We start from the raw sequence: 12,111 nt of genomic DNA, 5'->3' as shown, positions 1-12,111 counted from the left end.
GGCTGTTCTCCTACTCGGGGGTTTCGTCCAGTGCGTGGGCCACCAGACCAAGGAGGGTCTCGATCACCGAGATCCGGCGCCGCGCATCCATGATCATTACAGGTATGCGGGCGGGAATCGTCAGCGCCTCCCGTACGTCCTCCGGCTCGTACCGCTCGCTGCCGTCGAAGTGGTTGACCGCCACGATGTACGGCAGCCCGCAGCTCTCGAAGTAGTCGAGCGCCGGGAAGCAGTCCTTCAGACGGCGGGTGTCGGCCATCACGACGGCACCGATCGCGCCGCGCACCAGGTCGTCCCACATGAACCAGAACCGCTGCTGGCCCGGCGTACCGAACAGGTACAGCACCAGGTCGTCGTCGAGCGTGACCCGGCCGAAGTCCATGGCCACGGTGGTGGTCAGCTTCTCCGGCGTGCCGGTGAGGTCGTCGGTGTCCTCGCTGGCCTGGGTCATCAGCGCCTCCGTCTGGAGGGGCGTGATCTCCGAGACCGCGGTGACCAGCGTGGTCTTGCCGACGCCGAAGCCGCCCGCGACGACGATCTTCGTGGCGATGGGGGCGCGGGTACGGTCCGTCTGCCAGGACCTCAGGTTCTCGTCGGGCTCGGCATCGACGAGCGGGGAGACGCCTCTCGCGGCGTCAGAGACGACGGAGTCCACTCAGCACCCTTTCCAGCAGCGCGCGGTCCGGCCGGCCCGTGCCGTGGCCGGTTCCGGTGCCGTACACACGGATCTTTCCCTGGTCCGCGAGGTCGCTGATGAGCACCCGGACCACGCCGAGCGGCATCTTCAGCAGCGCGGCGATCTCGGCCACCGTGCGCATACGGCGGCACAGTTCGACGATGGCCCGCATCTCCGGCATCACCCGGGTGGTGAGGGAACCATTCGTCAGTTCCTTGCGCTCCTCCGGAGCTTCGAGGGCCGCGGTGCTCGCCACGAACGTCTCCACGAGGAGGACGTGCCCGAAGCGGGTACGGCCGCCGGTGAGCGAGTAGGGGCGTACGCGGGCGGGCTTGCGGTCGCCGCCGCGGACGGGAAGCTTCTTCGGCGTATCGCTGCTCATGGGGCACTCCCCGTCGACTCGGCTTCCAGGGATTTTCGTAGCTCGCTGCGGAGTTCGGGCGTCAGGACGTGTCCGGCACGGCCGACGAACAGCGCCATGTGGTACGCCACGACACTCATGTCACAGTCCGCGGAACCGTGCACCCCGAGCAGCGAGCCGTCGCTGATCGACATCACGAACAGGCTGCCCTCGTCCATCGCGACCATCGTGTGCTTCACCGTGCCGCTCTCCATGAGCTTCGCGGCGCCGATGGTGAGGCTGCCGATGCCGGAGACGACGGTGGCGAGGTCGGCGGAGGAGCCGCGGGGGCCTTTGGGGCGGGTGGCGAGGGCCTCCCGCGCCGCGGCGTTTCTGCCCGGGTCGGAGGAGAGCAGCAGCAGTCCGTCGGAGGAGACCACCGCGACGGACTCGATGCCCGGCACCTCCTCGACGAGATTCGTCAGCAGCCAGTGCAGGTTCTGGGCTTCACTGCTCAATCCGAAGGTACTGGGCGCGGTCAACTGCTTGCCTCCTCGACAGTGCCCCCCGTGGCTTCCTCGGCTTGTGCCTCGTGCGGTGTGGGTGCGGTGGGTACCCGGTTCTCGCCCGTCCGTTCGGCGATCTCCGCCTCCACGTCGCGGTAGCCCGCCTCCGCGCCCCGGCGGAAGCCACCGAGGCGGCGGCGCAGGGCTTCGGCGTCCACGGAGCCGCTGCGCGGGCGGGGCACCGATGTGGGCGTGGTGATCTTGGGGGTGCGCTTGGGCAGGCCCTTGTCGGTGACGCGTTCTTCGGGCTCGTCGGGGGTGCGCTGGTGTTCCGCCTCCGCCTCGGCTTCGCCTTCGGCGGGATTGTTCCCACCCGCACCACCCGTGCTGGTTTCGTGGTCGGGTGCGGGTGGCCCCTGTGGGGCGTCCTCGCCGTCGGCGGCCGCGGGTTCGGCAGCCGGCTGATCGGCCGACGCAGGGTCCGGGACCAGGAGCTCTATCGTCGTCTCGGCCGGGTGTTCCCGCGGCTGTGCCGGGTCCGGTACGGCCTTGTCGGCGTCCCCCGTTTCCCGTACGGCCTTCTCCGCGAGCGCGACCAGCAGGTCGTCGTTCCCCGAACGGCCGGGCAGGACGTTGGAGTTGGCCTCGGCGTACACGCCCGGTGACGACGACGGGACCGCGACGGACGGGGCCGCGGCCAGCAGGCCCTTCGGCAGGACGACGACCGAGGCCACACCGCCCTGCCTCTGCTCGCGCAGCTGGACGCGGATGCCGTGCCGGTGGGCGAGACGGGCCACCACGTACAGGCCGAGGCCGAGACCCTCCTCGCCCTCCTGGTCGTACGTCGCTTCCGGGTCGAAGTCGGCGAGGCGGGCGTTGAGCCTGGACATCCGCTCGGCGGTCATGCCGATGCCCTCGTCCTGCACGGAGAGCATGACCTCGCCGCTCTCCAGCAGCCAGCCGGAGACGTCGACATGCAGGTCGGGCGGCGAGGACGCGGTCGCGTTCTCCATCAGCTCGGCGAGCAGATGGCTCAGGTCGTCCGCGGCGAACCCGGCGATGTGCGCGTGCGGCGGCAGTGCGGCGATACGGACCCGCTCGTAGCGCTCGATCTCGCTCACCGCGGCCCGTACGACATCGATGAGCGGCACGGGCCCGGCGCTCTGCTGGACGTGCTCGGTGCCGGCGAGGACGAGGAGGTTCTCGCTGTGCCGGCGCATGACGGTGGCGAAGTGGTCCAGCTTGAAGAGCGTGGCCAGCCGGTCGGGGTCCTGCTCGCGCTCCTCCAGGCCCTCGATGACGCCGAGTTGGCGTTCGACGAGGCCGAGGGTGCGCAGCGCGAGATTGACGAAGGTGGCGCCGATGCTGTCCCGCAGCCGGTCCAACTGGGCGGCGGAGTCGGCGAGTTCGGTCCGCAGCTGCTCGCGGGCGTCGGCCATCTTCTGCCGCTGGCCGACCAGGTGCTTACGGTCGGCCTCAAGTGTGGCGACCCGCTGATGCAGTTCGACGGCCTGCGCGTGCAGGGCGTTGACGGAGCGGACGGCCTGGGCGAACTCGTCGTTGCGGCCGGTGAAGGTGACGGCCTCCTCGGCGGCGGGATCCTCGGCGTTCGCCAGGCGGGCCGAGCCGCGCTTCAGGACGGACAGCGGGCGGGTGAGCGTACGCGCCATGGCCGTGGCGATGCCGATGGTCAGCAGGACCAGCGCGCCGAGGACGGCGATCCGGATCTCCAGCTCGGTGACGTCGTCGTCGCGCAGCTGGGCCAGGTCCTTGGTGCGGCGGTCGAAGAGCGCGGACTCGGCGCCGCGCATCGCGTCGATTCGGGCGGACAGGGCGGCGTCCGCCTTGTCGGCGCTGGTGCCGAGTTCACCGTCGGAGAGGGTCGGCTGGTCGGTGAGGGAGGCGAGGTACTTCTCCGCGGAGTTGACCTCGGGGCCGGTGACCGTGGAGTCGTACGACGTCCGGGCCGACTCGGGCGCGGTGTCGCGGAACTCGGCGAGCGCCGCGTCGGAGCGCAGCCGGGCCTCCTGGGCGGCGGCGGTGAGGGCGTCGCGCTGCTTGCGGTCGGCGTCCGAGGACTGCGTGACCGTACTGGCCAGACCGGTGATGGGGTCGACGACGACCGTCTGGGTGGTGCGCGGGATGTTGAGCGCGGCGAGTAGCAGTCCGCGGGCGGCGGCGGCCTGCTGGACGGCGGAGTCCAGCTCGGCGAGGGCGTACGCGCCGGAGCCCGCGCGGGCCGGCATCTGCTCGGCCAGCTGCTCGGTGAGCCGGTGGAGTTCGGCGATGGCGGCCGTGTAGGCACGGTGCGTTTCGAGAGCGGTGCTCTTTCCGGTGAGCGCCGCTCTCCGTACGGGCGCGATGCCGTCGAGGTCGGACCGCAGCGAGGCGGGCGTGTCCGTGTCGGCGCGCAACTCCTCGACCTGCCGGTCGACGCGGGCGCTGCGCTGCTCGCTCGGCGCCTTGGACTTGGCCCGGCCGGCCGCGATGTACGTGGTCACCTCGTCCCGCTCGTCGGCGAGCGAGTGGGCGAGCGCAAGGGCGTCCTCGGTCTGTTCCGAGAGCGTCACCAGTTCCTGGGAGTCGCCCAGTTGTCCCGAGGCGGTGATGAGGGAGGGCGCTCCGGCCCCGGCGACGGCGGCGGCCACCACGGCGACGGCGACGATGAGCCGGTTGCGTACGTGGGTCGGACGGCCCTTGCCGGCGAGAGTGTCCGACGTGTGCTCCGCGCCCCCTTGGGAGGCCGTCTGCTTGCCTGTACGACGAGGCCGCGTCTTCTGCACCGGTGCTCGCATTCCTGACTCGTGATACCCATGGGCCCGGGTGGCGCTGCGTCAACTGGTGCTACCAGCCGGTGTGTCCGCCCCGGTACGGTCCCCGACCCTCCCACGCCGGTGGGCAGTGGTCGCGCATCACCTGACCCGCCACCCGAAGGAGTGAACCTCGGTCGGCAGTGGGCGGGCAAGTTCCTGTGGCGCTATCGACAGCGCCTCGCGGCGGGCCGGTTGGACGTCCGCGGCGCACGATGGCACTATGTGCCGCCGCGCCTTCCCGGAGTGAACCATTCCACCCCATTTCAGGCGTCTGACCTGCAAGGGTTCTGCGCGGGTGCGCCAATTCCGCGACCGTTGCAACCCCTTGACGAATCTCGTGAAGAGCTCGTGGAGACTGGCCGAATGCGAACCGAAGTTGTCTGCGAGCCCGGCGACCCGACCCACCCCAACGAGGACTTCGCAAGCGTCGCCGTACCGGCTTCCGGACAGGGCGGCGCCCTGGTCGTCCTGGACGGAGTGACACCCCCGAAAGACGGGACGGGCTGTCTGCATTCCGTCCCCTGGTACACCGCGCGCCTCGGTGGAGCCCTGACCGAACTGACCGTTTCACTCCCCGATGTTCCCCTCGCCGAGGCCCTCGCCGCGGCCATCACACGAACCGCCGAGTCCCACGCGCAAACCTGTGACCTTTCTCACTCACGCACCCCACAGGCAACCGTGGTCCTCGCCCGGTGGTCCGGCGCAACGGTCGAGTACCTGGTCCTCTCCGACTCGGCGCTCCTGGTGGAGTCCACGGACGGCACGGTCACGGCCTTGCTGGACGACCGCCTCTCCCGCCTCCCCCGCACCTCCCTCGCCACCGACACCGTCGCCGACACCACGGTCCGCAACAAGGAGGGCGGCTTCTTCACAGCCGCCGCAGACCCCTCGGTGGCGGCGCGAGCGGTGACGGGGGTTCTGCCACGCGGCGACGTCCGCGCCCTCGCCGCCCTCACCGACGGCGCGACCCGCTGGGTCGAGAAGTTCCACGAGGGCGACTGGGCGGACTGCTTCGACCTCGTACGGAAAGAGGGGGCCGGGGAGCTGGTCGCGCGGGTACGGGCGCTGGAACTGGCGGACACGGAGCGGCGGTTCCTGCGGCGGAGCAAGACACACGACGACGCGACGGTGGTGTACGCGGAGCTGTAGTGGTCCTGCGCGGACCCCTAAGCGGGCCGGGCGAAGTCGGGCGCGGTTCGGCAGCGCCCCAAAGGGGCGCGGGGAACTGCGCGACCAGCCACGACGGACCCGCAGATGACGGACCAGCTCCGCGCAGCGATTCGGCTCAGCTCTCCATCTGCCGGTTCAGCTGATGCAGCAACCGCGCAAGTTCAGCCACCTCACCACGATCCCAGTGGGCCAGCTGATTGACGTACCGCGCCCGGCGCGCCTCCCGCACCTTCCCCACCCGGCCGCGCCCCTCGTCCGTCAGATGGATCAGCCAGGCCCGCCCGTCCGCCGGATCGGGTTCACGGGCGACCAGCCCGAGGTCCTCCAGGGCACGCAGCTGACGCGACATCGTGGCCTTGCCGACACCGATGTAACCGGCGAGTTCCGTGGCCCGCTGGCCGCCGAGTTCGTCCAGACGGACCAACAGGCCGTACGCGGCTGACTCCAGATCGGGGTGGACCTCGCGGGCCATCTCACCCTGGTTGGCGCGGGCCCGCCGCAGCAGCACCGTCAGCTCGCGTTCCAGGGACAGGAATTCCCGGTCCACACCACTCGGCGACGCGTCGGATTCGACTCGACGTCCGTCGCCGTTTCCGTCTTCTTGCACGTCAGCCCCTACCTTGAACTTCCCGGTCCGGAAAGTTTCCGCCAAATGCCGGCATCGCCGCAGCTCCGTCAGTATTTCGCAGGCGTAGACCAACGGCAGCCACCGGACCCCCTTCCCACCCGCTCGTCTACGTGCGTAGCTTCTTTACCAGGAAATTGCTGGCATGCCCACGCCAGCGAACGGCCGGCAGCGACCGGCGACGACCTACCCCCACCGCGTTCCCCACCGAGCACAACCGAGCCCTCGGAGGCACGCTATGACCGTGCACAGACCTGGATCGGTACACCCCCGCCGCCTGTCCCTCGCCGGCATCCTGCTCGCCGCGCTCTCCCTCCTGCCCGCCCTCGCCGCCCCGGCCTCCGCCGCCGACGAGCCGTACAACGACGCCGTCTGGCCCACCCGTGGCTCCGCGTACATGGGCATGGGCGTCCTCGCCCACGACGGCGAACGGGGCCTGCCCCCCGACACCCGCGCCACCCAGACGGAGGGCGTGGACGTCTCCAGCCACCAGGGCAACGTCGCCTGGTCCACCCTGTGGAGCAGCGGGGTCAGGTGGGCCTATACGAAGGCGACCGAGGGGACGTACTACACGAACCCCTCCTTCACCCAGCAGTACAACGGCTCCTACAACGTCGGCATGATCCGCGGCGCCTACCACTTCGCCACCCCGGACACCACGACCGGTGCCACCCAGGCGAACTACTTCGTCGACCACGGCGGCGGCTGGTCCCGCGACGGCAAGACCCTGCCCGGCGCCCTCGACATCGAGTGGAACCCGTACGGCGCAGCCTGCTACGGCAAGACCCAGAGCGCGATGGTCAGCTGGATCCGCAGCTTCGTCACCCAGTACAAGGCCCGCACCGGCCGCGACCCCGTCATCTACACGGCCACCAGCTGGTGGACCCAGTGCACCGGCAACTACGCCGGCTTCGGCACCACCAACCCGCTGTGGATCGCGCGCTATGCGTCGACCGTGGGGACACTGCCGGCGGGCTGGGCGTACCAGACGATGTGGCAGTACACGTCCTCCGGCCCGACGGTCGGGGACCACAACAAGTTCAATGGCGCGCTGGACCGCGTGGTCGCACTCGCCAACGGCTAGGACGGTGCCGCCCCGGCTGAGGGTCCGGGGGTCATCCCCCGGGCAAGCACAGCAATGGCGCGCTGGACCGCGTGGTCGCACTCGCCAACGGTTGACTTCCCGACGCACGGCGAAGGCCCGGGCCTCCCTCACGGGGTCCGGGCCTTGCCTGTCCGATCGCGCCCGTCACGCCGCGACCGGAACCTCCGGGGCCGCGCCGTTCGTGGCCGGCGAAAGGGCCAGTTCCAGGACCTGGCGGACGTCGGTCACGGCGTGGACGTCGAGCTTGTCCAGCACCTCGGCCGGGACGTCGTCCAGGTCGGGCTCGTTGCGCTTGGGGATGACGACCGTCGTCACGCCCGCCCGGTGCGCCGCCAGCAGCTTCTGCTTCACGCCGCCGATCGGGAGGACCCGGCCGGTCAGCGAGACCTCGCCGGTCATCGCCACGTCCGTACGGACCAGACGGCCGGAGAGCAGCGAGGCCAGTGCGGTCGTCATCGTGACGCCCGCGCTCGGGCCGTCCTTCGGCACCGCGCCCGCCGGGAAGTGGATGTGCACGCCCCGGTCCTTCAGGTCGGCCACGGGGAGCTCCAGTTCGGCGCCGTGCGAGCGCAGGAAGGAGAGGGCGATCTGCGCCGATTCCTTCATGACGTCGCCCAGCTGGCCGGTCAGGGTCAGGCCCGCCGCGCCCGTCTCCGGGTCGGCCAGCGACGCCTCGACGAACAGGACGTCACCGCCCGCTCCGGTGACCGCGAGGCCGGTGGCGACACCGGGGACCGCCGTACGGCGCTCCGCCGGGTCCTGCGCGGACTCGGGCACGTGGTGCGGCCTGCCGATCAGACCTCGCAGGTCACCGTCCCCGACCGTGAACGGCAGCTCCCGCTCGCCCAGTTCGTGCTGCGCCGCGACCTTGCGGAGCAGCCGTGCGATGGACCGCTCCAGGGTGCGGACGCCCGCCTCGCGCGTGTACTCGCCGGCGAGCTTGCGCAGCGCGCCCTCGTCGATGACGACCTCGTCCTTGTTCAGGCCGGCCCGCTCCAGCTGGCGCGGGAGCAGGTGGTCGCGGGCGATGACGATCTTCTCGTCCTCGGTGTAGCCGTCGAGGCGGACCAGCTCCATACGGTCGAGCAGGGCCTCCGGGATGGCCTCCAGGACGTTCGCCGTGGCGAGGAAGACGACATCGCTCAGGTCGAGTTCGACCTCCAGGTAGTGATCACGGAACGTGTGGTTCTGGGCCGGGTCCAGGACCTCCAGCAGGGCTGCCGCCGGGTCGCCCCGGAAGTCCGAGCCCACCTTGTCGATCTCGTCCAGCAGGACGACCGGGTTCATCGAACCGGCTTCCTTGATCGCGCGGACGATCCGGCCGGGCAGCGCCCCGACGTACGTACGCCGGTGTCCGCGGATCTCGGCCTCGTCACGGACACCGCCGAGGGCGACACGGACGAACTTGCGACCCATGGCGTGCGCGACCGACTCGCCCAGCGAGGTCTTGCCGACGCCGGGCGGGCCGACGAGCGCGAGCACGGCACCGCCGCGCCGCCCGCCGACCACTCCGAGCCCCCGGTCCGTACGGCGCTTGCGCACCGCCAGGTACTCGGTGATCCGCTCCTTCACGTCCTGAAGGCCCGCGTGCTCGGCGTCGAGGATCGCCTGGGCGCCCTGGATGTCGTACGCGTCCTCAGTCCGCTCGTTCCAGGGCAGTTCCAGGACGGTGTCCAGCCAGGTCCGGATCCAGCTGCCCTCCGGCGACTGGTCGCTGGACCGCTCCAGCTTGTCGACCTCCTTGAGGGCGGCCTCGCGGACCTTCTCGGGCAGGTCGGCGGCCTCGACACGGGTGCGGTAGTCGTCGGACTCCTCGCCGTCCTGCTCGCCGTTGATCTCCCGCAGTTCCTTGCGTACGGCTTCCAGCTGACGGCGGAGCAGGAACTCGCGCTGCTGCTTGTCGACGCCCTCCTGGACGTCCTTGGCGATGGTCTCGGCGACATCCTGCTCGGCGAGGTGGTCGCGCAGTTGCTGGGTGGCGAGCTTCAGGCGGGCCACCGGGTCAATGGTCTCGAGGAGTTCGATCTTCTGATCGGTGGTGAGGTAGGGCGAGTAGCCGGAGTTGTCGGCGAGGGTGGAGACATCGTCGATCGCCTGCACGCGGTCGACGACCTGCCAGGCGCCGCGCTTGCGCAGCCAGGCGGTGGCGAGGGCCTTGTACTCCTTGACCAGTTCGGTGACGTGCCCCGGCAGCGGCTCGGGCACGGCCTCGTCGACCCTGGTTCCCTCGACCCACAGCGCAGCGCCCGGCCCGGTGGTCCCGGCCCCGATCTGCACGCGTCCGCGCCCGCGGATGAGGGCGCCCGGGTCACCGTCGGCGAGCCGGCCGACCTGCTCGACGGTGCCGAGCACACCGGTGCTCGGGTATGCCCCGTCGACGCGCGGCACCAGCAGAACCCTCGGCTTTCCGGGCTCGGATCGGGCGGCGGCCTGTGCAGCCTCCACCGCGGCACGCACGTCGGCGTCATTCAGGTCCAGTGGCACCACCATCCCGGGCAGCACGACCTCGTCGTCGAGCGGCAGCACGGGCAAGGTGAGCGGTGAGGACGTCGAAGCCATGATCTCCCCTTCGGCAGTCAAGTTGAGTTATGCCGACTCAATGCTCGTGAGCCTCCGAATGTTCCCCCGCCTGTGTTCGCTGTCAGCGATCGAGGTGACTGCGCTGGTGGCGGCGTTGGGGCATACGGAGAAGGAGCGTCGTGGCCTGCCTGGGAATTCCCGGCGACTGACGCGGACGGCTGCCGGGGGGGCTCAGTCCTGCTGGGAGTCCTGGCCCGGGGTGTCCGGGATGTGTTCCGGGCCTCCGAAGTCCGGGCTGGAGTAGTCCGGGCTCGTGAAGCTCGGGCGCGGCCCCGGGGTGGGTCCGTCGGGGCTGCCGAAACCCGGGCGGTTGTAGCCGCCGTGCGGGATGTGGCTCGACGGTGCCGTGCGGTGCAGTGCCGTGGCACCGGGGTCGGCCAGTGCCTCTCGCAGGAACGGCAGGATGCCGCGCTCCAGCAGGGCCTCGCGCCAGGCTTCCCTGGCCCTGGCCACCTCCCCGCCCAGCTCCCCGTAAGGGCCTGTGTCGGGCGAGGGCCTGTTGCGCAGGGCGGTGATCAGCAGCCCGACCGCGGCGACAAGGATCGCGGCCGCGGTCACGCCGGAGAGCACCCATCCGGTGGTCAGCATGGTCTGGGCGAAGTCCGGCTCGGGGTCGAGCATCTTCAGGATGTAGCCCACGAGCAGGAAGATCACAGCGGCTGTTCCGGCGAGGACGGGTGCCAGGACCGCGACGACGGCGACGGCGCCCGCGCCGGCTGTCTCGGCGGCCTCACCCATGGTGGCGGCGAGCCCCACCGGGCTCGGATCCCGGCCCTCCCGAGTGGACGAAGCGGTGGACGGCTCCGGTCGGCGCAGTTCCTCGCGGACCTTCACATAGTGCTGGTACTCGGTGGCTGCCGCCGCGGTGATGAGTGCGGAGGCGTTGAGGGCCATGGTGCGCAGCTGTTCCGGGTTGAGCCGCTGTCCGACAGCGGCCAGTTCAGGGCGGTGTGGGGCGGAGCGCAGCGCCTCATCGACGATCCGCTCGTATTCCTGGCGGTCCTCGCTCAGCAGGTGCCGCGGAACGCCGGCCGCCCTGTACGGCGAACGGGGGGCGCTCCCTGACGGGGGGGTCCGCGACGGTTCGGGCCGCGAAGGCTGTGCGGGCACCTGAGGGGCAGCGTCCGGACCCCGGACCTCGGCAGGCAGTGGCGGCCGTGACCCCGGGGCCAGTCTCGGTCTTGGTGAGGGAGGCCTTGGCCCCGCGGGCCTTGGTGACGGAGCCCTGGGAAACGGGGCCGGCGCCGCCACGGGAGCTGGTTCTGCGGCCGACCGCTCGGTCGCGCTCTCCGACGGGACCGGCGCCCGCCCCGCGCCCGGGTTCACCCGCACCCCCAGGACCGCGGCCAGCAGCCGTCGCCCGAACGGGAGTTCACGCCGTGCCGCGATCTCCGTCGGCCCGCGTCGGGGGCGTTCCACGCCGAGCACCGCCGCGGCGAGGCGACGCCGCACCGTGGGCCTGGTGGTCATGGCGTCCCCTCCTCACCGACGACCGGACCGCCGTGCGGCAGCGACGACGTTCCTCGGCTGCCGAGGCCGCGGCCCGGCTCACCCGCTGCATCGGCGGGCCGACCGTTCGGCTGGGGCTGAGGCTGAGGTTGGGGCTGGGGCTGGGGCTGGGGCTGAGGTTGGGGCTGCGGTTGTGACCGTGGCTGTGGCACTTCGGCGTCCGCGCGGAGGACGGGCTCCGGCGCACCGCCGACCGTGGCGGTCGGGGCGGCGGCCTGATCGGCGGAGCCCGCAGCCGCCAACGGCACCACGGACGGCACGGCCTGCACGTCCGGTGCGGCGATCTCGGTTCCGGGCGTCGCCCCCTGCCCACCCGCGACCGCCTCGCTCACGGACTGGACGCGGGCGAGCTGGGTCAGGATCACCGGCGCCGAGATTCCGACGACGATGGCCGCGAAGGGGCCGCTGATCTGCCCGGTGCTGCCCAGAAGCGCCGCCAGCCCGGCACCCAGGACGCTGTGCACGGCGGCCGCAACGAGGTCGACCGCGGGATCGACGTACTCCTGGAACCGGGGTGCCGGAAGCGCTTGAGCCTGTGCCGGCCGCCGATGGGCGTTGCGGGCAGAACGCCAGTTGGCGAACTGGATATAGAAGTCGAGGGCACCCCGCAGCGCACCTCCTGCCGCTCCCAGCAGGATCAGCGTCGGCACGTCCACGTCGCCCCCGAGTCTGACGGACGGCTGGGCCCCCTCGACCGGAACCCACGTCACGAGCCTAGGGCGACCGCGGGGAGCGAGGAAGACGCTTCCGGAAAACCGGTCGCGGACTCACCGCCGTACGACTGCCG

10 protein-coding genes are annotated in these 12,111 nt (G+C 71.2%); 2 read left to right on the top strand and 8 right to left on the bottom strand.

Features of this window, described 5'->3' with window-relative positions; genetic code table 11:
• Positions 1 to 10 precede the first annotated feature (10 nt).
• From KCH87_RS11245 to KCH87_RS11230, 4 genes are read right to left on the bottom strand one after another with little or no spacing between them, the layout of a single operon-like run.
• Entirely contained in the window at positions 11 to 655 is a 645-nt protein-coding gene (locus KCH87_RS11245) for an ATP/GTP-binding protein (protein ID WP_210585829.1), read from the bottom strand.
• Positions 636 to 1,058 carry a DUF742 domain-containing protein gene (locus tag KCH87_RS11240; protein WP_210585828.1) on the bottom strand — a complete coding sequence of 141 codons (423 nt, stop codon included), beginning with the start codon at positions 1,056 to 1,058 and terminating at the stop codon, positions 636 to 638. The genes KCH87_RS11245 and KCH87_RS11240 overlap by 20 nt, the downstream gene beginning before the upstream one ends.
• Positions 1,055 to 1,558: a roadblock/LC7 domain-containing protein gene (locus KCH87_RS11235; protein WP_210585827.1), complete on the bottom strand. Its 504-nt coding sequence runs from the start codon at positions 1,556 to 1,558 to the stop codon at positions 1,055 to 1,057. Before KCH87_RS11235 ends, KCH87_RS11240 begins: the two co-directional genes overlap by 4 nt.
• The gene (locus KCH87_RS11230; protein ID WP_308298807.1) at positions 1,555 to 4,305 is read right to left on the bottom strand and encodes a nitrate- and nitrite sensing domain-containing protein; all 2,751 of its coding nucleotides are present in this window, start codon (positions 4,303 to 4,305) and stop codon (positions 1,555 to 1,557) included. Before KCH87_RS11230 ends, KCH87_RS11235 begins: the two co-directional genes overlap by 4 nt.
• 393 nt (positions 4,306 to 4,698) lie before the next feature.
• Between KCH87_RS11230 and KCH87_RS11225 the strand changes: the two genes are divergently transcribed.
• Entirely contained in the window at positions 4,699 to 5,484 is a 786-nt protein-coding gene (locus KCH87_RS11225) for a protein phosphatase 2C domain-containing protein (protein ID WP_210585825.1), read from the top strand.
• 136 nt (positions 5,485 to 5,620) lie between these two features.
• Here KCH87_RS11225 and KCH87_RS11220 read toward each other — a convergent pair whose 3' ends face one another.
• A complete protein-coding gene (locus KCH87_RS11220) occupies positions 5,621 to 6,112 on the bottom strand; it encodes a MarR family transcriptional regulator (protein ID WP_210585824.1) in 492 nt (163 codons plus the stop codon).
• A gap of 256 nt (positions 6,113 to 6,368) precedes the next feature.
• Here KCH87_RS11220 and KCH87_RS11215 point away from each other — a divergent pair, with 256 nt between their 5' ends.
• Positions 6,369 to 7,214, top strand: coding sequence for a lysozyme (locus tag KCH87_RS11215; RefSeq protein ID WP_210585823.1), 846 nt, complete (start codon positions 6,369 to 6,371; stop codon positions 7,212 to 7,214).
• 165 nt (positions 7,215 to 7,379) lie between these two features.
• Here KCH87_RS11215 and lon read toward each other — a convergent pair whose 3' ends face one another.
• From lon to KCH87_RS11200, 3 genes are all read right to left on the bottom strand, one after another.
• On the bottom strand, positions 7,380 to 9,794 hold the full coding sequence (lon, locus tag KCH87_RS11210; RefSeq protein ID WP_210585822.1) for an endopeptidase La: 2,415 nt from the start codon (positions 9,792 to 9,794) through the stop codon (positions 7,380 to 7,382).
• A 192-nt stretch (positions 9,795 to 9,986) separates the two neighbouring features.
• Complete coding sequence (locus KCH87_RS11205) at positions 9,987 to 10,829, bottom strand: hypothetical protein (RefSeq protein ID WP_210585899.1); 843 nt, start codon at positions 10,827 to 10,829, stop codon at positions 9,987 to 9,989.
• Positions 10,830 to 11,281: 452 nt separating this feature from the next.
• Positions 11,282 to 12,034 (bottom strand): hypothetical protein, encoded by a 753-nt coding sequence (locus KCH87_RS11200; RefSeq protein ID WP_210585821.1) that lies wholly within the window; start codon positions 12,032 to 12,034, stop codon positions 11,282 to 11,284.
• Between the last annotated feature and the right edge of the window lie 77 nt (positions 12,035 to 12,111).

This window comes from Streptomyces sp. GESEQ-35 (assembly GCF_017948485.1).
Lineage (GTDB): Bacteria > Actinomycetota > Actinomycetes > Streptomycetales > Streptomycetaceae > Streptomyces.
This window is presented reverse-complemented; position numbering and strand designations above follow the sequence as displayed.

Coding starts and splice junctions, on each gene's coding strand:
- KCH87_RS11215 (WP_210585823.1), top strand. CDS start 6,369: ATGACCGTGCACAGACCTGGATCGGTACACCCCCGCCGCCTGTCCCTC.
- lon (WP_210585822.1), bottom strand. CDS start 9,794: ATGGCTTCGACGTCCTCACCGCTCACCTTGCCCGTGCTGCCGCTCGAC.
- KCH87_RS11240 (WP_210585828.1), bottom strand. CDS start 1,058: ATGAGCAGCGATACGCCGAAGAAGCTTCCCGTCCGCGGCGGCGACCGC.
- KCH87_RS11225 (WP_210585825.1), top strand. CDS start 4,699: ATGCGAACCGAAGTTGTCTGCGAGCCCGGCGACCCGACCCACCCCAAC.